We start from the raw sequence: 23,499 nt of genomic DNA, 5'->3' as shown, positions 1-23,499 counted from the left end.
CTTGTTGAATTTAGTATAACATAATATCCATTTAATACGCACCCATCAATTAACATCTATAACCTTATTTGTCCTGCCTTTCATAAACTTGAATGCTAAGGCATAAATTCTGATCCAGGTTCCCCTCCTCCGGCTTGCCGGATTTGAATTTAGATAATATAGTTATCAATAGTTTTGGCTGGAAATAAAGTAAAAACTATGCTATAATTTTTTAGTTAGCAGTATCTAACCGAAAGAACTGATTCCTATTAAAATAAGTATAGAAGGGGGCTTGCTCGTGGAGAGAGAGTTTTATATAAATTCAACAAGAGGGTATGCCGCTATGCTTGGGCAATATAAAGCTATGCATGAGCAGCTTGGGACTGCTCGCTTCTTGCCCAACCATGATATTAATAAAGGCATCGTTTATGATATAAAACCGGAGTATGGGAAAGGAACAATACAAATATATAATTTGCTTGGTAACGTCATGCTGCTCGTTTATGACTTTGTGTTTTCTGAAGATATAATAACGGTCTTTGATTTAGCAGAGGATTATTTTGAAATAGAGTATTGTATTGATGGCTGTATGTTCATTGAAGAAGAAAAAGCAGGTGATACTTGCTTTGGTCCCAATAATCTATCAATTTCTCTGTCACAAGACATGAAAGGAACAATAAAACGTTGTGCCGGACAGAAATATCAGGGCATTTCGATTACAGCGAATAAGCACGCTTTGTCTTCTTATTTTGGAAGTGCAGGAATAGGAATATGGCATGATACCATAGAAAAATTAGGCGATCAACTTCGTTCCGAGTATTACCTTGGTTTAAGCACTCCACCAGAGATAGGCAATATTTTTCTGCAAATATTTAACTGCCGGCTTCCTGTAAAATCACGCACCTTGTTTTATGAAAGCAAGGTCATGGAAGTATTTTCGTTAATCGTTTCAGATGAAATGATTAAATGTGAAGGATGCGAAATAATTGCACTAAGCCCATACGAATTGCGAAAGATCAAGGAAATCCCGCAAATGCTGTTAGAGCAGCCATTTGAATTGCCAAATCTCCTAACGTTAGCGGAGATACTGGTCATCAATCCCAAAAAACTAACGAAGGGTTTCAAACGGGTTTATGGAGACACCATTTATAACTATCATAGAAAGTTTTCTTTACAACGGGCATCCGCTATGCTGCTGGATACAGAAAAATCGATCAACGAAATTTCCTATGAAATTGGCTATTCAAGTCCCAGCAATTTCTGTGCGGCATTTAAAAAACAATACGGTGTTACACCACTAAAGTACAGAGAGGCTTCATTGCTGAGGAATGTAGAATAAAAGTACAGCATGTCAGAAGGGGCTTGCCCCCCTTCTGACATAGCATACCCCGCTTTATCGGGCGCAAATAAGTCCTCACCCACCACTTATGTCTTTCCGGCATTGAAGTGGGGACTTACTTGATGAAGTTAGAATATACCATCTTAACCACAGGTTTATGCCTGTGGTTTTTTCTATGTTGCGGGCTTTCATTCAACATAATTGGACCGTGCAGGCAGTATAGGTGCAATGCCGATATGTTGTAACATATGTTATGTGTTACTAGTCCGGCTAATCTGATTTACGAGGTTAGGCTTATCTAACACACTTTAATATAGGAGGTTCATACATGTTTAAAAAGACAGCATCTATTTTATTGGCAATCACTCTTTGCGTTACAGCATTGACGGCTTGCTCACAACAGGATACAGGGCAAAGCGCTGTATTCACTGCTGATTCACCCAATCAGGACACCCCTTTACAGCAGGGCAGCCATTACCCGCTTAATTTGATTATCTATGACAATAAGGGGAACAAATTACAGCAAACCATCGAAAAAGAGCCTGAACGAATTGTTGTAATAGGGCAGGGACTGGCGGAGCTAATGATTCATTTCGGGGAAGAAAACAGAATTGTTGGCCTTGCATATCTGGATAATTCCTATTCCAAATATGAAGACCAGATTAAACAGCTTCCATTGCTTACGGAAATGTGGCCTTCTAAGGAATCCATTATCGCGCTTAAACCCGATTTAATTGTAGCTATGTCCTCGGCATTTACCGATGAACGCCTTGGCAATATTTCATTTTGGAACGAACGAGGTATTTCGGTTCTCACTGGTATTAACTATACAGTAGGCCGTACAGTAGATAGTTTCTTTGATGATATTAACAATCTTGGAATGGCACTTAATATTGAAGAAAAAACAAATGCTTTTGTAGAAGAACAGCAGACACGCATTAAGTCCATTCAGGACAAAGCAGCACAGGTAACCGAAAAGCCACGGGTTTTGCTGTTTGCAGGTGGTCAGAATGACACTTACTACTATTACGGTCCTACCCTCTGCCTTATTGATGAAATGGTAGAAGGGGCAGGTGGTGAGTACATAAAGGTATCCGAAGATACTTATGTGGAAATGTCTGCCGAATCTATTTTAGCTGTTAATCCTGATAAAATTATTATGACTGAATTTCAGAAATCCGACAGTGCAACAGCAAAAGATTTGTTGCTAAATAATCCTGGTTTAAAAAATGTTGCAGCGATTAAGTCCGGTAACGTAATCATAGTCGATTATACAAATGCGATTCGCGGAAGCCTTGACCTGGCGGACTTATATGAGGATGTAGCAGAATTTGTTCATCCCGAATTATTTAAGGGAGAATAAGAATGAGTTCAGGACAAATAGAGCAAAAAAATACCCCCAGAGGCGTTCACAAAAGTATACTTCAAAAACGCTTTGTATTCTCTGCAGCCTTCATCGCCTTGCTTTGCGCTGTCATCATATCAGTGGTGATCTCGGTATCCATTGGACAAGTGTCAATTCCTTTTCAACAGTCCTTGCGGATACTGATACAACAAATGGCAGGAGGACAAATCGGAAACACAGGCGAAACTGCAAATGGGATGTTTATAGATATTATCTGGCAGATTCGTTTCCCCAGAGTTTTATTAGCAATGGTTATGGGAGCAGGCCTCGCGCTTTGTGGAACAGTTATGCAAGCCTCTGTGCAAAACCCGCTGGCAGACCCTTATATTTTAGGAATTTCATCTGGTGCCGCCTTAGGAGCAACGTTCTCAATCATGCTAGGGTTTGGCGCGGGAGGAATACTTGGAGAATTTGGGGTTGCATCATGGGCATTTATTGGTGCGCTTGGTGCCGCAGCTCTGGTTTTAGGTCTTTCCAGTATCGGAGGAAAAACGTCCTCTGTCAAACTGGTTTTAGCAGGAACGGTAATTAATGCCCTGTGCAATGCTTTTTCAAATTTTATTATCTACTTTGCAAAAAATGCTGACGGGATACGTTCCTTATCCTTTTGGACAATGGGAAGTTTGGCATCCGTTGAATGGGGAACGCTGCCTCTTGTAGCAGCGGTGGTTATTATAGCAATCGTATTTTTCCTGTTTCAGTTTAGAATATTGAATACAATGCTGATGGGAGAAGAAACCGCAATTACTTTGGGGGTTAATTTGAACTTTTATAGGAGATTGTATATGGTCATCTCTTCTGTAGTGACGGGTATTTTGGTTTCTACCTGTGGAATTATAGGATTCGTAGGCCTTATTATTCCACATATTGTACGAAGCGTTGTAGGTTCCGATCATAAGCGGCTTATTCCAACGTCAATTTTATTTGGCTCCTTGTTTATGATATGGACAGATGTTTTTGCCCGAACAATTATCCCTAACGGAGAACTTCCAATCGGAATCGTAACCTCCCTTCTCGGCGCACCTGTATTCATGTACATGTTGATTAAGAAAAGCTACGGGTTTGGAGGAAAATAAGATGGATCTAAAAGCAGATAACATATCGGTTTCACTATCGGGTGCAGATATTGTAAAAGATGTTAGTATTTACGTTGAGGAAGGGAAGTTTGTCGGGATCATCGGACCAAATGGATGCGGAAAATCTACCTTGCTAAAGAGTATTTACAAAGTCATAAAGCCGCAAAAAGGTGTTGTTCATTTGGGAGGTAAAGATGTTTTGAAGTCAGCTCCTCGTACAATCTCAAAGGAAATGGGGGTGGTTGGTCAATTCAATGAACTGAGCTTTGATTTTACTGTACATGAGATGGTGATGATGGGCAGAACTCCACATAAGCATTTAATGGAATCAGATAATGCCGAAGATTACAAAATCGTCAGAGATGCATTAGAAAGAGTTAATTTGACAGCGTATTCAGACAGAAGTTATCTAACACTTTCCGGCGGTGAAAAGCAGCGGGTGATACTGGCAAGAGCAATTGCACAAAAACCAAAACTTTTAATACTAGATGAGCCAACAAATCATCTGGACATTAAGTACCAGCTTCAGATATTATCTGTTGTGAAGTCCTTAAATATCGGTGTTCTTGCGGCTCTTCATGATCTTCCTATGGCATCTGTATACTGTGACATACTCTATGTAATAAAAGACGGAAAAATGATGGCTTCAGGAAGTCCGAAGGAAATATTGACAAGAGAACTAATAAGGCAGGTCTACGAAATAAATTGCGAAATATACACCAATCCAATCACTGGCGATTTAGCAATTGCTTATCTGCCCTCAAACTCATAGGAGGGATTAAAAATGGAACTAGATATGACGAAGGGAGAACCTTCACGGATCATTCTAAAGTTTTTCATTCCGTTGTTTATCGGAGATTTATTGCAGCAATTTTATAGCATCATTGATGCAATTGTAATAGGAAAATATGTGGGAACTGATGCGTTTGCGGCAGTTGGTTCTTCAAGTGCTGTAATTGTGTTCATAACTTCTATCTTACTAGGCCTTGCCATGGGAGCTTCGGCAATTTTTTCACAGCTCTACGGCGGCAGGCAGTATGATGAACTGAAAAAAACGATTTCTACCGCATTAATATTTTTGTTTTGTGTAAGTGTGTTGATTACGATTGTAACATCAGTCTTTTTGCCGCAGATTATCACCCTTTATCAAATCCCTAAAGAAACCGCTGCCTATGCTGCCGACTATTTAAAATATGTTTTTTATGGTTTTATTTTTGTTGGTATGTATAATGCTTTTGCCTTTCTATTACGGGCTTTTGGAGATTCTAAGACACCGTTATATTTCCTCATTGCCTCCTGCATATCGAATCTTATTTTAGACTTGCTTTTTGTAGCCGTATTTCACATGGGTACTGCCGGAGCAGCGATTGCCACACTCCTTACGCAAGCTTTTGCTGCTATAGGATGCGGTATCTATACCATAAAACGAATACGGTTTCTAAACTTCCAGCGAAAAGACTTAGTTTTCAGTTTCAATGTTTTTAATAAAATTGCTGCTTTTTCTGTGTTGACAGCACTGCAGCAGTCAATTTCCAGTTTTGGGATGATGCTTATTCAGGGGCTGGTAAACACATTTGGCTCAACGATTATGGCTGCCTTTGCAGCTTGTTCCAAAATCGACTCTGTTGCTAATGCACCATTGCAAGATTTGGGCAATTCTTTTTCTACTTATACTGCTCAAAATCAAGGAGCCGGGGAAGTCAATAGAATTCGAGAAGGATTTCATGTGACTTCCAAGATAATTATAGCTCTATCGGCAGCAATTAGCATTGTGGCATTTATTTTTGCTCCAAACTTAATCGCACTTTTCATTAGCAAAGATGCGACTGAGGTAATAGCCGTTGGTGTTGGATATCTTAGGATAGTCTCTGTGTTTTATATTCTGCTTGGCTTTATTGTTATGTTTTATGGATTTTTCAGAGGGCTTGGGGCTATTAGAATATCAATTTTAATGACGATTGTATCACAAGGATTAAGAGTCATCTTAGCCTATTCATTTGCACCTATAAGAGGTTTTTCAGGCATTTGCTGGGCAATTGTTATAGGTTGGTTGTTATCAGATATGTTAGGTTTCTATATGTACAAAAGAGTCATGCGGCAAAAAATTAATACATAAGATTTACCACAAATATAGAATACACGGAAATTCCACGCACATATCCTTGCTCCTGTTCAATATTATATTATAAAAAAAGGAAATAAATTAGAGGCATGCCTCTAATTTATTTCCTTTAACTCACCGGTGATCATGTATATCGTTCTTTCACAGATATTGGTAGAATGGTCAGCAATTCTCTCAAGATACCGTCCTAAGAACAAAAGTTTTGTACCCTGTTTTGTAAGTTCCCTTTTTTCTGTGATCGTGTTAAGGATATCATTTATAACGGTTTCATAGAGCCTGTCAACATCTTCGTCCCTCTCAGCTGCCTTTACTGCAAGGGCAATATCCTCATTTACAAAGGCATCAAGACTCATTTTTAACATTTTCTGAGCAATATCTGCCATCCTTGGAATATCTTTCAGGGATTTCATAATGGGTTCTTCGCCAATCTCAAGTATTACCTCTGCAATATTTACTGCATTGTCTCCCATTCTTTCAAGATCTGTTATGATTTTCAGAACCGATGCAATTGTCCTTAAATCCTTGGCGAGAGGCTGCTGAAGGGCAAGAAGCATCATACATTCCTTTTCAATTTCAAGTTCTAACTGATCAATTTCGTCATCTTTCTCAATAACATTTCTAGCAAGATCAAGATCTTGTGTCTTTAAAGCAGTCACTGACGCGTCAATAATATTCTCAACCAGAGCTCCCATTTTTAACACCTTTTGTTTAACGCCAAGTATCTTCTGTGTAAAACGTTCTCTAACCAATATGCTCATCTCCTTTTACAAAAAAATATAAAATTTATGGAATCTTATCCAAATCTTCCGGTAAGGTAATCGTTCGTGCGATTGTCCTTGGGGAATGAAAAAACCTCTTGGGTATAACCTTGTTCTATTAGATCTCCCATTAGCATGAACGCTACCCGGTCAGCGATACGCCCAGCCTGCTGAACCGTATGTGGTGCAATGATAATGGTGTACTGCTCCTTAAGCTGTATTAAGGATTCCTCAATTTTGGCCGTTGATATTGGGTCAAGAGCTGAACAGGGTCTGTCCAGCAAAATAACCTCCGGCTCAAGAGCCAAAACCCTGGCAATACACAAGCGCTGCTGCTGACCACCGGATAATCTGGCTGCAGGAGTATCCAGCCTATCTTTGACATCATCCCAAAGAGCAGACATACGCAGCGCCTTTTCTACTTCCTCTGCCACATCCGCCTTGGTTTTCATTCCACCCATACGGGGTCCCAATGCGACATTGTCAAAGATGGACATCGGCAGAGGTGTCGGTACATCAAAGACCATCCCTACCCTGCGGCGCAGTTCTGTCACATTAACGTCCGGGTCAAAGATGTTTTTCCCATCTAAAAGTATCTCACCCTCATGACGGGCTCCCACAGTCAAGTCACTCAGACGGTTTAATGTGCGAAGCAGTGTTGTTATACCACTGTTGGCTGGACCAAAAACAGACATAATCCGATTTTTGGGTATCTCCAGGTTTAGTTCTTTAATAACCTGCTTTTGTTGATAATAGAAGTTTAATCCTTTTATTTCTATTTTTGATTTCTGTGTCATTTTTCACCTCTTAACGGCCTTTAGCTATGAATCTATTGACCAGCATATTGAAACCAACATTAAGCAGAAGAATAAGAATAATCAAGAGCGCTGCTGTTCCATAAGCGTTATCCATGGATATTCCCTCCCTCGCCAGTATATAAAAATGTACTGCCATCGTTCGAGTTGGGGAGAAGATTGATGTAGGCATACGCAGTGCTGAGCCGGCTGTTAAAATAACAGCGGCCGTCTCGGCTACACATCTCCCTATACTCAAAATCACTCCATTAACTATACCAGGGAGTGCGGATGGGAGTACCGTCCTGGTTATTGCCTGCCACTTAGTGAGTCCCAAAGAGAAGCCTACCTCCCGGTATAGCTGTGGCACAGTACGAATCGCCTCTTCTGATGTACGTATGATAGTAGGCAGGATCATGATAGCCATGGTTAATCCGCCTGATAAAATTGACCATCCCATTTTTAAGTATATAACAAAGAATATAAAACCAAAAAGTCCATAAACAATGGATGGTATCCCTGCCAGGGACTCGGCACTGAAACGGATAATGCGGGTGACTCTGCTCTCACGGGTGTACTCCGTAAGGTATATAGCTGTTCCAATTCCAAATGGTGTTGCGACAATAACGGCTACTGCAGTCACAATCAGTGTACCGACAATGGAAGAAGAAATACCTCCGGAACGGCCCATATCCCGCGGAATATCCGTTAAAAACTGCCAGCTGAGCATAGGTATGCCCTTGACTAGTATATGGATTATTATAGAAAAAAGAATTGCAATAACAAGAAGAGCAGCTGTCCAAATTAAAAATTTTGCTATCTTTTCGGAAGTTTTCGCGTTAATTCTCATAGTGGCCTCACCTCTTTCGTGTGATGTATTGGGCAGTAGCATTTAAAATCATGATAATGACAAACAATACAATACCTGTGGCAAAAAGCGCCTGCTGGTGTTCGCCAGATGCATATCCCATTTCAATACCGATATTCGTGGTCAGTGTTCTGACAGGGTCAAGAACTGATTCAGGAAGTGCGACAGCATTACCCAGAACCATAATCACCGCCATAGTCTCACCAATTGCCCTGCCTAAACCTAAAATTACGGCTGCAACAATACCCGATTTGGCCGCAGGTAACAGCAGGGAACGTATCGTTTGCCATTGTGTCAATCCTAATGCAAGCGCCCCATCCTTATAATGGCGCGGCAGCGCAAGGAGAGATACTTCCGTGATGCTGATAATCGTTGGCAGGATCATAATACCCAAAATGATGGAACCGGCCAATATGCTTAAGCCCGGCCCTCCCAGGTAATTACGTATCATTGGTACAACGAACAATACTCCCCAGAAGCCATATACAACAGAAGGTATGGCAGCCAACAACTGGATGGCGGGTCTGAATATGTTTCTAAGTTTTGCAGGAGCAAACTCAGCCAAAAAAATACTGCAGCAAATGGCAATGGGAACTCCCAGGATTGCTGCTCCTAAAGTAACCGATACAGATCCCACGATCATCGGGAAAATGCCATAGGCGCCTTGGCTTGGAGCCCATTTCATGCCAAAAACAAAGTTAATTATACCAACCTTGGCAATAATAGGTATACCTTTTATAAATATAAACACAGTGATGAGTGCCAGCACCGATAAAGTCGAAAGAGCAATTAGAAGAAACACACGCTCAGATAATTTTTCCTTAAAACTCTTCATTTCCCTGCCCCCTCTTCTGATGGAATAAGTCCCTCATTACTCAGTAATTTCTGCCCCTCTGAAGAAAGGGTAAAATCTATGAATTCCCTATTTAATCCGGTCGGCTCACCGTCGGTGACAAATAAAAACTGCCTGGAAAGTTTGTAGCTGCCATTCATTATATTTTCCCGTGTCGCTTCGATGCCATCTAAATGTAAAGCTTTCACTTCATCCGTAACCAAACCCAAAGAGATGAATCCTATCGCATTGGGGTCATCCGCAACCAATTGCCGTACCGCCCCATTGGAGTCCTGGACGATAGCTTTTGGAGTTATCTCTTCTTCATCCATCAACAGCTCCGCAAAGGCACTTCTTGTACCTGATCCTTCTTCACGCGCTATGATATTGATCTTTGACTTTGAGCCTCCCAATTGACTCCAGTCGGTAATTGTAGCTGCGTAAATATCGCGGATCTGATCTGAAGTAAGGTCTTGTATCGGATTCCTGGGGTTCACGATTAATACCAATCCATCCTTGGCAATTTCCACATTCCACAGATTTTTCTCCTCATCGGTCAATGCACGGGAGGACATTCCAATATCAGCACTGTGAGTCTTGGTTGCCGTAATGCCGGCCGAAGATCCTCCGCCCTGGATATCAATCACAGCGTCCGGATTTAAAGCCATGTACTCTTCTGCCAGAATCTCAGCATAGGGTTGTACGGAAGTTGAGCCTGCAACAATCGTGGCTGAGCCAGGTGCCTGGCTGCATGCAGTCAGCACCCCCATAGAAAGGGTCAATATCACTATGCTGACAGAACCTTTTATTCGTCTTAATAATTTGCATGTTACAATCTTTTTCCTCATGTCTCTCACAAAAATCAAACATCAAAATCATCTACTATGATAAAACTCCAATGTTCGATTTCCTCCATTTCTCAGAATATATTAAAGAACTGCAAGTTCACATTTTAAAATTTTTTATCCGAATCGACCTGTAATATAGTCCTCGGTGCGTTTATCCTTAGGATTAGCAAAAATTTCTGCTGTTGGAGCGTATTCGACCAATGTCCCCGCTCTATCATGATCCATCATCATAAACGCAGTCATATGAGACACCCTTGCCGCTTGTTCCATACTATGAGTTACAATAATGATCGTATATTTTTGGGCCAGTTCTTCCATTAACCCCTCAACTTGCATTGTAGATTCCGGATCAAGAGCACTGCAGGATTCATCCATTAATAAAACCTCAGGCTCTACAGCCAATGCACGGGCAATACACAGACGCTGCTGCTGGCCCGGAGAAAGATCAAAAGCAGATTCTTTCAATTTGTTCTTAACTTCGTCCCATAAAGCAACCTGGTTTAAGTTCCTTTCCACGATCTCATCAAGACGGGCTCTTTGCTTTATTCCATGATGCCTTGGACCAAAAGCCATATTATCATACACAGACATGGGAAAGGGATTAGGTTTTTGAAAAACCATACCAACTCTTTTTTTCAGTGCAACAACATCCATATTTTTATCATAGATAGAAACACCATCAAGCAAAATTTTTCCCTCTACCCTAACTCCTGGTATCGGGTCATTCATACGATTAAAAAGACGCAGAAGTGAAGATTTACCGCATCCCGACGGCCCAATTATGGCTGTTATAGCACATTCCTTAATATCCATTGTAACATTTCTCAGCGCTTGGAAGTTGCCATAAAAAAGGTTTACCGCATCTGTTTTTATCTTGGCTTTTTGCCCAGACTTTAACATTTGATCATCCATTCGTCACCCTCGCTAATCGACTCCTTATTAAAGCTTTAATAAGAAGTGCTATCCTTTATAATATTTTATTCTATCTTCCTTTTCACAACAAATATTAATTATACAATAATAAATGATATTTAAAGCATTATCTATGTTAATTATAGGTAAAATTTGTGTAAAATTTTCACCTCCGGAAAGACCAGCAGGTAAGGTAATATAAAACCCTCCCTGCGGGATTCATATGATACCGATATTCTTCAAGTATAATATCGAAGCAATCTTTAAAATAAAACTTCGAAAATAATTGCATCATGTCCTTTATAACTATCTTGTCCATAATTCGAAATATATTTTCATATCTTACTGCTCAAATTCCCAAATTCTTGTTTATTTATACTGTATTTAGGTTCGTTTGCAAAGAACTACGGGCAGACCGTGTACGGACTGCTGACAACAAAAGGCGGTATGCACCTGATAAAGTGCATACCGCTGTTATGTTGTGAGGAATCCATAGGTGGCAGTATCCCCATTGGCACACGGTTTTGCGAAGCAGAGTGTCGTGTGTTATACACTCTGCAGGCGCTGCCGTTTCAAGTGCAATTGCCGTTTCAAATGCCGTTGCTGTTTCAATACCGTTGCTGTTTCAAATGCCGTTATCGTTTCAAATGCCGTTGCCGCCGGAGACATATCTTTTACCAAATGGAATGGGGCGGGAATGTCACACGGAGGCTTTTTTACCTTGTTTTCCATAAGCGAAAACGGGAGGGAGTGCCAAGGGCGGCGTAGCCGCTCGTATTATCCTTGACACTCTCTCCCACTTTTACTACCTCCGCCTTATGCCAATAGGGCGCAGGGGTTTTATTAAGTTGTGATTTCTATAACAACGCAAAATGGGGACTTTCGATCAATGATTTCATCTGACATAAGCAAAAAGGGTGTCCGGCGGGATCAAGCATGACTCTCCAGTCATCGGAAAATTGCTTATCTGCGATTGTCGCTCCACAATGAATTGCATATTCAACTGCTTTTTCCAAATCATTGACGGCGAGGTCTAAATGTGCCATTTGCTGCTGCGTTTTAGGCTCATCCGGCCACACAGGCGGTTTATACTCAGGATTCCGTTGAAACGTTATACCTGGATACATTCCCTGCTCCGTTCCCGGAGCGCCTACACATGCCCAGTCTTCATCATAAAATGGTATTTCCCACTTGAGCAGCGCCGCATAAAACTTTGCTAGTTCATAAGGGTCTTTGCAATCCACCGTAAATGAGTACATTTTGATTTTCAGTTCATCAGCCATAGCGCGAATACCTCCAAATAAAGAATCCTTGTACGCCTTAAATGCCAAAGGCGATCATCTTACTTCGGACTACTTTGGCCCGAAGCCGGTTACTGTCTTGTCCACATTCTACCATAAGCCGGGTTTTTCGTCTATCTTGTTATCGCTTCTTTCCCTGTGCTGGATCGGGCCTTTTGCCAGTTCGGACATCACCATTTTTCGTATCTTACAATTTCCTCCATCGCTTTTCTCGGCCGCTGTTTTGGTGTCTCATCACCATATCCTAAAGTAATGATCCCGCACACATATTTATCATCTGGAATGTTTAAGACAGGTCTGACAGCATCTTGCTCAAACCAGGCTGTCCAGCAGGCCGCCAACCCCAGATGCTCCGCTTCGAGCAATATATGTTCCATTGCAATTGCTGTGTCCCGAATAATTTGCTTAAGTTCCGGCTCAGAACTATTCTCATCCAGCCTGACTTCAGTACCTATGGGTATACGGCATCGAATATCTGCAACACACACAATGAATAACGGAGCTGTCATCATCCATGTTTGATGATGATCGGCAATTGAAAGTTTTTCTTTCGTATCTTCCGATTCAATGATAATGAACGTCCAAGGCTGTGTATTGCTTCCAGAAGGTGCTAGCCTAGCGCTTTCTAATAGCTGATCAAGTTTCTCTTTTTCAACTTTTTTATTTACATATTTCCGAATGCTTCTTCTGTTTTCTATTTGTTTTAGCATAGCAATCACCTTTACTAACAACTCACATACTAAATGTTGAGTGAACTATAAATATCATCAGGGTCATTTCCATAAGAGACAGCAAATTTCGCAATGTGCTGGGACAGCAGTTCTATACTGTATAATGAAACTTATTGCAACTATGTCATTGACATTTTCATTTTTTTAATAATCTCTTCTAGTGACTCCATCAGAACCTTTGCCATTTCAAATTCATTCGTTCGAAGCAGCTGTTGAATTCTGTTTTCTGTCTCTTTTTTCTTTTGCTCCAGCAGCAGATAATCTTTATCGAAATGATTGGCATAAATCATCTGTCGAAATTTTCGGCTGCTCATTCTGCGCACAGTGTTGTTTTCTATCAAAAGTACATAGTCCATACAATTTGCCACCGTATAATAATCATGGGACACCATAAGAATTGCACCTTTGAACTCAGAAATCGCCTGTTCTAATGCAATCTGCGCATAAACATCCAAATGCCCCGTCGGTTCATCTAACAGCAGGAAGTTGGCTTTTTCTAATGAGAGCACCGCTAATTGAAACAGATCCTTTTCTCCGCCAGATAATTCACTCACTTTCTGACCAAGCGTCTCTCCTTCAAAGCCATATTTTTTCAAATAGTTTTCTATATCAATTTTTCTATCAAAGCCTTTATCTTCGAAGATTTCAAACAACGTTTTTGTATCGTCATATAATGAGCCAGTAATCTGGGAAAACATGCTGACCCTTGCATCTTCACTAATCCTGATCGTGTCTTTTTTATTTTCAAAGATTTCACAAAGCATTGTTGTTTTTCCTGTTCCATTACTCCCCAAAATTGCTACATGCTCTGCAGGCTTCATTTCAAAATTCACATGCTCTAAAAGCTGCTCATCAAATGCAACGCTGTAATCTGTCAATTCCAGAATATTTTCATCTGCCACTTCGTTTTCCGGTCCAAAATAAATCTCCGGCTGTTTGATATCTACGAAAGGGGCCTTTGTTTTTCTTGCTTTCAGACGATCCACCAAGGTCTGTCTTGCGTGTACGGCTCTTCCAAGGGATGCGTTGTCAATCTCCGACGCTCTCGCTCTGGATTTTTGCAAGATTTTACTTTGACGGTCGATCTCAGCTTGGTCTGCAGCTGCTGCTTCTACTAAATCAATCTTCGTGGCGAGAAGTTCATAATTATATTCTGTATAGGTTCCGTTAAATTCCTGAACATCCATATTTTCCATATGAAGTATCTTGTTAAAGCAATGGTTTAACAAATACCGGTTATGAGTAATAATAAGAAGTGTTCCTTTGTGGGCATTGATCAGATTTCTTAATGAATTCAGATGATTAAAATCCAAAAACACATCCGGTTCATCCATAATAAGAAACCTTGGACTCAGCATCATCTCTCTGATTACCTGAACCAGCTTAAATTCTCCCCCACTCAGACTATTGATTTTCTGTTCTTCTAACTTTTGCAGATTAGCCAGTTTTAATTGTTTCTTGATATTGATTCCGTGAGACTCTCCATCAATCGCATTCCATTCATCTAACTCTTTTTGATATTCCTCGAAGATATTTTCCAGGTCTTCAGCAGTCTCCATTTCCTTACAAAGGTCTAATATTTTCTGCTCATGCTTTACAAATTCATCGCTGATATACTGAAACACGGTCATATCTTCTTTTGGGTCTAATTGCGAAAATTGACTGACATATCCGATTCTGCCTGCATTGTCATTTTCTATTTTCCCATCGTACAGATACTCTTCGGAGTGCATTAGTAAATCGAGTAACGTACTTTTTCCTGTACCGTTGGTACCGATCAATGCACAATGTACATTATCTTCTATTGTAAATGAAACTTTTTTATATAAATCCTTTTGCGGATATGAGTAGGACAAGTTTTGAACCTTAATCATGATTACCTCCTATGGTATTTATTTCCGATATAGTTTGACACAAACTTCACAATGTGATGCAACCGTTCTTTTATACTTCGTGTCAAAATCCCACTTTCCCCCGCCTGCTATTAAATAAACAAGATTATTCAGTTGTTGCATTGTCATTTTTATCACCTTATTATATCGGCGTTTTGGTATAACGTCAAGATATGCGGAAATAACCGGCGATTCAGGCATCTCAAAGCTATAGCTGATAATCACAAATCAATCACCTTATCGCTATTTTTCATAACTTTCACGTTCATGAAATATATGATATAATGAAACCTTAAAATCAGAATAACAGCATGACCGAACCTAATGGTATTTTTTCTTCGCTTATACAGATCTTATGAAATCCAAATCACGCTAAGGAGGCCTTTTGAATGTCGCAGATAACAAAGCGGGCTCTGGAAACCTCGCTCAAGAATCTTTTATTACAGAAACCACTGAATAAAATCACCATTTCAGACATTGCAAATGATTGCGGAATCAATCGAATGACCTTTTATTATCATTTCAAAGATATTTATGATTTAATTGAATGGATTTGTAATGAGGAAACGGCAAGAGCAATTAACGGTAAAAAAACATATGAGACTTGGCAACAAGGTTTTTTACAAACATTTCAAATGGTTCTTGATAATAAACCATTTATTTCAAATGTTTATCATTCGATCAGTAAAGAAAAGATCGAAGACTATTTTTATGCAATCACTTTTGACTTGCTGATCGGAGTTGTCGAGGAAAAAGCAGCCGGCATGTCTGTTACGGAATCAGATAAAAAGTTCATCGCAAACTTTTATAATTTTGCCTTTGTGGGCTTACTTATGGATTGGATCAAAAAGGACATGCGTGAGGACCCCCAATTAATTATAGATCAGGTCAGTACTTTGATTCATGGAGATGTATCAAGAGCCTTAAACCGGTATCAATTTAACAGATCTAATCAAATCACTCAAAATGATTAAAAACTATACAATATTGCCGGCATGATGTGATTCTTAACAAAACAGCTATATTGATGATTGTAATAATTTCAATAAATAATATACTGGTGATGTTGAGACAAACTAATAATCATGGAGGTAATTACTATGTATTATTCTAAAGGAAATTATGAATCACTCGCTCGACCAGAGAAACCAAAAGGTGTTGACGGCAAATCAGCCTATCTCATTGGTTCAGGTCTTGCTTCACTTGCTGCCGCGGCTTTTCTTGTTCGTGACGGACAGATGGATGGAAAAAGAATCCATATTTTAGAAAAGGATTCTCTTGCAGGCGGCGCCTGCGATGGTTACAAATATGACGACGTTGGATTTGTGATTCGCGGCGGACGCGAGGTGGATAATCGCTATGAGTGCTTATGGGACTTATTCCATTCTGTTCCGTCGCTGGAAAAGGAAGGTGCCAGTGTGCTTGATGAGTTCTATTGGCTCAATAAGCATGATCCCAACAGTTCTCTCATGCGTGCAACAGTTAATCGAGGCGAAGATGCCCACACTGACGGCAAGTTTACCTTGTCAGACAAAGGCATGCAGGAGATCATGAGACTATTCTTCACACCGGACGAGGCTCTGTATAACCGGCGTATTTCTGAATTATTCAGCGACGAAGTCCTGAATTCCAATTTCTGGCTGTACTGGCGTACCATGTTTGCTTTTGAAAATTGGCATAGCGCACTGGAAATGAAACTGTACATCAAACGATTCATTCATCATATTGGTGGTATGCCTGATTTTACGGCAGTCCGGTTCACAAAGCTCAACCAGTATGAATCCATGATTCTGCCGTTAGTCAAGTATTTGGAAGCTCATGATGTCCAGTTCCATTACGGCACCAAGGTGGAAAATATATTATTTGATACTCAAGAAGATAAAAAAATTGCAACCTGCATTGAAATTATCCGGAACAATGCGAAAGAGCACATCGATCTGACTGAAAACGATTTGGTATTTATCACGAACGGCGGCTGCGTTGAAAACTCCTCTATCGGCAGCCAAAACGCTCCTGCAGCTTTCAACCATGAAATCAAGCAGGGCGGCGGCTGGGATATGTGGCGCAAAATAGCGGCTCAGGATCCGTCCTTCGGACACCCGGATAAATTCTGTTATGATGCAGAGCAAAGCAACTGGATGTCTGCAACCGTAACAACGCTTGATAACCGGATTCCTCCTTACATCCAGAAAATTTGTAAACGTGATCCATTTAGCGGCAAGGTGGTTACCGGTGGCATTGTAACCGTTAAGGATTCCAACTGGCTGCTCAGCTGGACGTTTAACCGTCAGCCTCATTTCCGCAATCAGCCTAAGGATCAGTTGGTTGGCTGGATATACGGTTTATTTACTGACAAACCCGGCAATTATGTCAAAAAACCTATGCGTGAATGCACAGGCAAGGAAATCTGTATGGAGTGGTTGTATCACATGGGTGTTCCGGAAAATGAGATTAAGGACATGGCTGAGCACAGCGCTAACACGGTACCTTGTATGATGCCTTATATTACTGCATTCTTTATGCCGCGAGAAGCAGGTGACCGCCCTGACGTTATTCCGGCAGGCAGCGTAAACTTCGCTTTCCTTGGCCAATTTGCCGAGACAAAACGTGATACGATTTTTACAATTGAATACTCTGTCCGTACCGCTATGGAAAGTGTCTATACGCTTTTGGATATTGACCGAGGCGTACCCGAAGTCTGGGGAAGCACGTATGATGTTCGTGATCTGCTTAATGCCACTTCAAAATTGGGAGATGGTAAAAGGATTACAGATTTAGAACTTGACCCCAATATTAAAGTTGTATTCAATGAAGCTATGAAGAAGATTGCGGGTACAGATATTGAAAAACTGCTCAGAGAATATCACTTGATTTAATGATATAACAACAGCAAAAACAGAGCATCCCAAAGTTTGTGTGAGCCTTCAAACTGATGTAAAATAAAATTACTCAGTTTGGAGGTTTACACTTTTTTCAAAATTACATTGCTGTTTTCCAATATAATATGCCAAAATAAAAACACGTCCGGTTTTGTCTTTATCCAAAACTTTGAACGTGTTTTTAAGATGAAGCTGTTTGAAAGCAAATTGCCGTATTTTGTACTACTGCCAGTTAAAACACGTAACTCTATACAAGGGCTCCGCCGCCATCTACGATTATGAACTGGCCCTGAACATAACTGGAACTATCGCTGGAAAGATAGAGAACCGTACCATTTAATTCCCCTCTTCTTCCTGGACGTCCTGCCGGGTTCAATGTATTATATTGGTTCAGAAATTTTTCTGACTTAAATAAAGTTTCACTCGTCATTTCACTTTCAAAAAGAGCCGGTCCAATGGCATTCACAGTGATACCATATTTAGCATAAGAAGCTGCCATACCTCTTGTCAAGCCGACCACTGCAGCTTTGGAGGAATTATAGGAATGTCTGATAAATACATCAAACTTATCTGCAACAACTGCATTTACGGATGCGATATTAATAATTTTACCATAGCCTCTTTCCTTCATCTGCGGAAGGACATATTTACTTGCTAAAAAGATTCCCTTCACATTCGTATCAAAGGATTTATCCCAATCCTCCACGGACATGCTGTCTACACCGCCGCGAACAGCAATTCCTGCATTGTTTAGCAAAATATCGATGTGGCCGAAGGTATCAAACACTGTTTGCATTGCTGTCTTTACACTTTCCTCATTTGTAACATCACATCCGACTGCAATTACCTTTCTGCCTGTTTTCTCAATTTCTGCTTTTACTTCGTTTAACTTTTCAGTACGTCTTGCCAGTAATGCAACATCTGCTCCTGCTTTTGCATAGGCTAATGCCGCATCTGCACCAAGACCTGAACTTGCTCCTGTTACTACAGCTACTTTTCCAGTTAAATCAAAAAAATTTTCCATATTTATATACATCCTTTCTTTTTTATCAATCGAGACTACAAATAATGTTCCCAAAAATCGAATTAAATACGGCCTGTTTCCATAAATGCCGTACGGTCATAGCGTCCGGTCAACAAATATGGAATTACATCATTGGCTTCTAATTTTTCCACTAAATTAAGTTTATGTACTAACAAACTGTTCTTTGAATAAGCACCGCCTATTATTGTGTTAACAGGAAGCTCTGCCCATGGGTCATCAATACTTGATTTTAAATTGAGCGATACAATTCCCGGCTCCCATGATTGATAATTATATTCGCATTGATTCATAAGCAATGCTCCGTTCAGGAAATGAGAAACACCGTTTTCATCCGGCATCCGGTCAAAATGGAAATAGAACCCGCCTCCAAATGTCTGCTTGCCTGCTGCCGGGAATTGATAGAGAGCCGCGGTCAGAGGATTATTATATTCACCTAATTTCATGGTTGCTTCTACAAGCTGTGTTCCTCTTCTCGTTACTCCTGCAGTTACCGTGTCACCATTTCTTCTAATGACAAATTCTCCTCCCAGCTTCTTTGGAATACTTCCATTATCACGGCCGCATTGTACTGCCATTTCAGCTCCGGATCCGCCAAGTACCAGACCCATCGTATATAAGCCAAGTGTCTTGCCGTAGGTCGCATAAACCCCCAAAATAGCTTCATAGTAGTCATCTGCAAATGTGGGATTATTCACATGGCAGATGGATAAGGTAACTACCGGCATAGAAAATGGTTTCAATGGGGGCGGAAGTATCCGCGCAATTGCTGCCGGGTCAGTAAGATAGCTGATGTAGAGTCCCTCCTGATTATCCATTAGAGATATCTTGCCGAAGTTTGGTATTTCATCTTTTGAAACCCGAAAGCTTGGAGCTTTTTGTTTTTCCGTAAATAATTCACATCCTGCTTCATAACCTGTACGTACTGCAGGTGCGATAGCTCCATCTTTTATGGCACTTCCTATTACCTTCACCTCTGCACCCTTTGCTTCTAATTCAGAAACCAGAGATTGATCCGGTCTGAATCCAAGAGAAAGTACGACCGCATCGGCAGATACATTTACTTCTGCGTGATCTTCCAATCTCTCCAGTACAATACTATCGGTTTTTATCTCTTTTAAGGAATGCCCCAGCAAATAATCTGCACCGGATTTAGCCAGGCGTCCACAGACATCAGCTACATTGGTATGGTTTGCATTTGGAGCAGGCTTATCAAGCATATCAATAATGGTAACCTGATTTCCCTCTTCACAAAGATATTCTGCCGTCTCAAGTCCTGTAAGCCCTGCACCGATCACAGCTACTTTTTTCCCTTTTAATGCTGAATTACCTGACAGCACCGATTCCACCGTAAATACGTTGTCGCCCATTATTCCGGGGATTTTTCCTGGAATAATAGATGCAGAGCCTGTGGCAAGAATGACTGCATCTGGCTTATATTCCATAATCATATCTGCGGTTGCTTCCGTATTTAATTTTACTTCTACTCCAAGCCGTTTGAATTCACCGCTATAGTAATCGGCAATCCACTGCATACGTTCCTTTAACGGCGGTTTCTTGGCCAGATTAACGGTTCCTCCAAGTTCACTCTGACGGTCAAGCAAAGTCACTTTGACTCCACGAAGGGCAAGGGTTTGTGCTGCACACATTCCAGCCGGTCCGCCGCCAACAACAATTGCAGTATGTCCTTTGGTATCGTGAACAAGATTCCCATATTTCCGCTCTCTTGCATATCTGGGGTTTAATGCACATTCCGGCGGTAAACCGGCAGCGTTATATTCATTCAGACTTTCAAAGCAGCGCAGACAGGAGATGCATTTGCGTAACTCATTTTCTCTTCCTTCCTGTACTTTTTTCCCCCACTCTTCATCGGCATTCCAGGTACGTCCCATGGAAATAAAATCCACTACCCCTTCTTCCAGGAATTTTTCCGCTACTGCAGGTTCTCTAAATACCGATACACCGATTACAGGAATTTTCACATGACTTTTTACTGCCAAAAGCATGTCATGTCTCCACCCCTGCGGGAAAGAAATAGGTTCTATGCAGGTCATGCCTGTTTCATATAATCCACAGCTGGTATCAATAAAATCAATACCTGCCTGCTCTAAGGCCATGGCAATTTTTACACCATCTTGAATGTGGATATACTCTTCTGTTACACCTGTCTTATCCAGAAATTCTTCTACACTTAACCGGACACCGACCGGGAAATCCGGACCACATTCTTTCCGTATTCCATCGATAATTTCAATCATCATTCTTAGACGGTTTTCAAAACTTCCCCCGTATTCGTCTTCTCTTTTATTTGTATAAGGAGACAGAAACTGATGCAGCAGATATCCATGTGCTGCGTGTAATTCCACACCGTCACAACCTGCTTTTTGAACTCTGACTGCGCCTTCAATAAACTGCAAAATCAATTGTTTTATTTCATCTGTGGTAAGTGCACGAGTCTCCTGTTTTACTAATTTACAAGGAATCGGAGACGGTGCAACTACCGGCTGTCCGCCAATAAGTGCAGACACCGTTTCACGTCCAGGATGATGCAACTGTATAAATATCTTGCTGCCATGCTTATGTACTGCTTCCGCAAGTTCAGCCAGTGGCCCGATATGCCTGTCTTTTGTGACTGACAGCTGTCTCATAAGCCCTGCCCCATGCGCATCATTGATACGGGTAATCTCTGGTATGATGATTCCTGCACCGCCAACCGCTCTTGCTTCGTAAAAAGCAATCATATCATCAGACGGCGTTCCATCAAGATTGGCAAGTCCGCACCCCATCGGAGACATGACCAAACGATTCTTAATCGTTACCTTTCCAATTCTTCCCTCTTCAAATAATTTGTAATACATTTTTCCCCTCCTACGATGTTCCTGTATATAAGATTATCTGCATGAAGCCATAACCTTCATAATGCCATAAGAATACGTTAAAATCAGCAATTTATCAATGTGTACCATGTATGATAAAAATTTGACAATTTGTTCATCGTGCACTATAGTAAAAATATATTTTAAACAGATCATTTCTAAAATGGGGGAAACTATGAAATTTACAAAGTTTGTAGAAAAAATCTCAGAAGAATATTCAATTGATATCCTATCACAAGGAGAAGATTTAGAAATACAGGATGTTGCTTTGATTGACAACAAGCATGATAATACGATTAGGAATACTCTTTACTTTGGTTATGATAAACAATTAGAAAATGCAGTATCTATTCCATCTCAATGCATAATTGCACGCACGGATTCTGCAGCGCCTCCCCTTTCCACTGTGGGAAGTAATATCGCTTTGGTAGCAGAAGACTCTTTATTTACCATATTCAACGATGCAAAAACTTTGATTGAAGCGGCTCATAAAGGAATTTTTGAGGAACTTACTGCTATCGCTGATAAAACCCATAACATTGAAGCCGTTATTGATGCTGCCTCTGTAAGGCTTGGAAATTCTTTGCTGTTCTGTGATATGAATTTTAAAATCATTGCCAATTCTACATCTATCCCTGTCCTCGATCCTCTTTGGATAGAGAATACAAAGAAGGGATACTGCTGCTATGAATTTATTAATGAAGTAAAAGAATTGAAATCCATACGCAACGCTTCCCAGACTACAGCCGCCATAGAAGTTACCTGCACCAAATCTCCTTTCCGTAAGTTAAGCAGTAAAGTATTTCATAATCAAACCCAGATTGGATTTTTATTGATGATAGAAGGAGAAAACAACTTTCTTCCTTCCCATTTTGAAATGTTAAGTACAATAAGCCATGTGATCAGCTACACCATTTCATACTATAAATCGGACTTATTTGAAAAAAACAGCATTTATCATGAAGTTTTATTTGATATGTTGATCGGAACACCATCAAAGGATATCATGCCAAGACTGACAGAACTTCAATTTCCAGCCAAAATGCGGGTTTTGTTCATTCGTCCTGCAAGAAATCCTGGACAACCTTACTTAAAAAATTTTATATGCAAGAATCTGAAAACACAGATACCCGGTACCCATGTTACTTATCATAATAACGGGATCGTTGCGGTTATTCCGTTAAAAGAAGATACTGAAATAGGTTTAGAGCTACTGGAAATATTGAAATATTTTTCTAAAAAGGAACACATACGGATGGGAATCAGTAACTCTTTTTCCTGCATTGAAAACTTTGTAAGCCACTATGAACAATCCCATGCCGCATTGGAGCTGGGCCATAAATTAAACCCGGAAGAATTGGTATACCTCTATCAGGATTATCAGATTTATGATTTGTTTTCGGAAGTAAAGAATCCAGATAAATTAGGGTGGTACTGTCATCCTGCTCTGGCAGCACTCAATCAGTATGACCATGAAAATGGTTCGCAGCTGTATAAGACCTTATATATCTACATAGAAAAGGGGTGTAACATTAAATTAACTTCAGAAAGTTTATATATCCACCGAAATTCCCTTGTCTACCGTTTAAATCGTATCACTGAAATATGCCGGATTGATCTTACAGACATTAATACGCTTTTCCTGCTTCGGCTTTCTTTTCTCATAGACCGGTATAATGAGCAAAATAATAGCTTGGCATCCTATCAAAATAATATAATGACAAACAATTTAATATACTCGTGAGGGAGCCGTTTGTCTGATTGCGCGGCCGGGATTTTGTCCGCAACAGATAATCTACAAAGACCTCCAAACCGAATCCGTTATCGTCATCGGTTTGGAGGACT

Annotated in this window: 19 protein-coding genes; 8 read left to right on the top strand and 11 right to left on the bottom strand. The window is 40.5% G+C overall.

Annotation, left to right across the window (positions count from 1 at the left end; genetic code table 11):
• The first annotated feature begins 277 nt into the window (after positions 1 to 277).
• From RT269_RS07995 to RT269_RS07975, 5 genes are all read left to right on the top strand, one after another.
• Positions 278 to 1,318 (top strand): helix-turn-helix domain-containing protein, encoded by a 1,041-nt coding sequence (locus RT269_RS07995; RefSeq protein WP_313181730.1) that lies wholly within the window; start codon positions 278 to 280, stop codon positions 1,316 to 1,318.
• 328 nt (positions 1,319 to 1,646) lie between these two features.
• Positions 1,647 to 2,681, top strand: coding sequence for an ABC transporter substrate-binding protein (locus tag RT269_RS07990; RefSeq protein ID WP_313181728.1), 1,035 nt, complete (start codon positions 1,647 to 1,649; stop codon positions 2,679 to 2,681).
• A gap of 98 nt (positions 2,682 to 2,779) precedes the next feature.
• Positions 2,780 to 3,799: a FecCD family ABC transporter permease gene (locus RT269_RS07985; RefSeq protein WP_334308542.1), complete on the top strand. Its 1,020-nt coding sequence runs from the start codon at positions 2,780 to 2,782 to the stop codon at positions 3,797 to 3,799.
• Between the two features lies 1 nt (position 3,800).
• Positions 3,801 to 4,571, top strand: a complete 771-nt coding sequence (locus RT269_RS07980) for an ABC transporter ATP-binding protein (RefSeq protein ID WP_313181726.1) — start codon at positions 3,801 to 3,803, stop codon at positions 4,569 to 4,571.
• Positions 4,572 to 4,583: 12 nt separating this feature from the next.
• Entirely contained in the window at positions 4,584 to 5,915 is a 1,332-nt protein-coding gene (locus tag RT269_RS07975; protein WP_313181725.1) for an MATE family efflux transporter, read from the top strand.
• A gap of 101 nt (positions 5,916 to 6,016) precedes the next feature.
• On the opposite strand, the gene phoU is transcribed toward RT269_RS07975, so the two are convergent.
• The 9 genes from phoU to RT269_RS07930 all read right to left on the bottom strand — a co-directional run bounded on the left by phoU (position 6,017) and on the right by RT269_RS07930 (position 14,839).
• On the bottom strand, positions 6,017 to 6,679 hold the full coding sequence (phoU, locus tag RT269_RS07970; protein WP_313181723.1) for a phosphate signaling complex protein PhoU: 663 nt from the start codon (positions 6,677 to 6,679) through the stop codon (positions 6,017 to 6,019).
• A 35-nt stretch (positions 6,680 to 6,714) separates the two neighbouring features.
• Complete coding sequence (locus tag RT269_RS07965; RefSeq protein ID WP_313181722.1) at positions 6,715 to 7,476, bottom strand: phosphate ABC transporter ATP-binding protein; 762 nt, start codon at positions 7,474 to 7,476, stop codon at positions 6,715 to 6,717.
• A gap of 10 nt (positions 7,477 to 7,486) precedes the next feature.
• Positions 7,487 to 8,323, bottom strand: a complete 837-nt coding sequence (pstA, locus tag RT269_RS07960; RefSeq protein ID WP_313181720.1) for a phosphate ABC transporter permease PstA — start codon at positions 8,321 to 8,323, stop codon at positions 7,487 to 7,489.
• A 7-nt stretch (positions 8,324 to 8,330) separates the two neighbouring features.
• Positions 8,331 to 9,176 carry a phosphate ABC transporter permease subunit PstC gene (gene pstC, locus RT269_RS07955; protein ID WP_313181719.1) on the bottom strand — a complete coding sequence of 282 codons (846 nt, stop codon included), beginning with the start codon at positions 9,174 to 9,176 and terminating at the stop codon, positions 8,331 to 8,333.
• Positions 9,173 to 10,021, bottom strand: coding sequence for a phosphate ABC transporter substrate-binding protein (locus RT269_RS07950; RefSeq protein ID WP_313181718.1), 849 nt, complete (start codon positions 10,019 to 10,021; stop codon positions 9,173 to 9,175). Before RT269_RS07950 ends, pstC begins: the two co-directional genes overlap by 4 nt.
• Before the next feature lie 114 nt (positions 10,022 to 10,135).
• Complete coding sequence (gene pstB / locus RT269_RS07945) at positions 10,136 to 10,933, bottom strand: phosphate ABC transporter ATP-binding protein PstB (protein ID WP_313181717.1); 798 nt, start codon at positions 10,931 to 10,933, stop codon at positions 10,136 to 10,138.
• Between the two features lie 857 nt (positions 10,934 to 11,790).
• Positions 11,791 to 12,216: a VOC family protein gene (locus tag RT269_RS07940; RefSeq protein ID WP_313181716.1), complete on the bottom strand. Its 426-nt coding sequence runs from the start codon at positions 12,214 to 12,216 to the stop codon at positions 11,791 to 11,793.
• 188 nt (positions 12,217 to 12,404) lie between these two features.
• Positions 12,405 to 12,944, bottom strand: coding sequence for a nitroreductase family protein (locus tag RT269_RS07935; protein ID WP_313181715.1), 540 nt, complete (start codon positions 12,942 to 12,944; stop codon positions 12,405 to 12,407).
• A gap of 140 nt (positions 12,945 to 13,084) precedes the next feature.
• A complete protein-coding gene (locus tag RT269_RS07930) occupies positions 13,085 to 14,839 on the bottom strand; it encodes an ATP-binding cassette domain-containing protein (RefSeq protein ID WP_313181714.1) in 1,755 nt (584 codons plus the stop codon).
• Positions 14,840 to 15,246: 407 nt separating this feature from the next.
• Between RT269_RS07930 and RT269_RS07925 the strand changes: the two genes are divergently transcribed.
• Both RT269_RS07925 and RT269_RS07920 read left to right on the top strand, forming a co-directional pair.
• Complete coding sequence (locus RT269_RS07925) at positions 15,247 to 15,831, top strand: TetR/AcrR family transcriptional regulator (RefSeq protein WP_313181713.1); 585 nt, start codon at positions 15,247 to 15,249, stop codon at positions 15,829 to 15,831.
• Between the two features lie 126 nt (positions 15,832 to 15,957).
• Complete coding sequence (locus RT269_RS07920; RefSeq protein WP_313181712.1) at positions 15,958 to 17,733, top strand: oleate hydratase; 1,776 nt, start codon at positions 15,958 to 15,960, stop codon at positions 17,731 to 17,733.
• Positions 17,734 to 17,983: 250 nt separating this feature from the next.
• Here the strand turns inward: RT269_RS07920 and RT269_RS07915 are convergent, their stop codons facing one another.
• Positions 17,984 to 18,760 (bottom strand): SDR family NAD(P)-dependent oxidoreductase, encoded by a 777-nt coding sequence (locus tag RT269_RS07915; protein ID WP_313181710.1) that lies wholly within the window; start codon positions 18,758 to 18,760, stop codon positions 17,984 to 17,986.
• A gap of 62 nt (positions 18,761 to 18,822) precedes the next feature.
• Positions 18,823 to 21,636 (bottom strand): oxidoreductase, encoded by a 2,814-nt coding sequence (locus RT269_RS07910; RefSeq protein ID WP_313181709.1) that lies wholly within the window; start codon positions 21,634 to 21,636, stop codon positions 18,823 to 18,825.
• 193 nt (positions 21,637 to 21,829) lie between these two features.
• Between RT269_RS07910 and RT269_RS07905 the strand changes: the two genes are divergently transcribed.
• Positions 21,830 to 23,398: a PucR family transcriptional regulator gene (locus RT269_RS07905; protein ID WP_313181707.1), complete on the top strand. Its 1,569-nt coding sequence runs from the start codon at positions 21,830 to 21,832 to the stop codon at positions 23,396 to 23,398.
• The last annotated feature ends 101 nt before the right edge of the window (positions 23,399 to 23,499 follow it).

The sequence above is a fragment of the Lacrimispora sp. genome, assembly GCF_032078915.1.
GTDB lineage: Bacteria > Bacillota > Clostridia > Lachnospirales > Lachnospiraceae > Lacrimispora.
The sequence above is the reverse complement of the archived record's forward strand: the minus strand, read 5'-3'. Positions and strand labels throughout refer to the sequence as shown.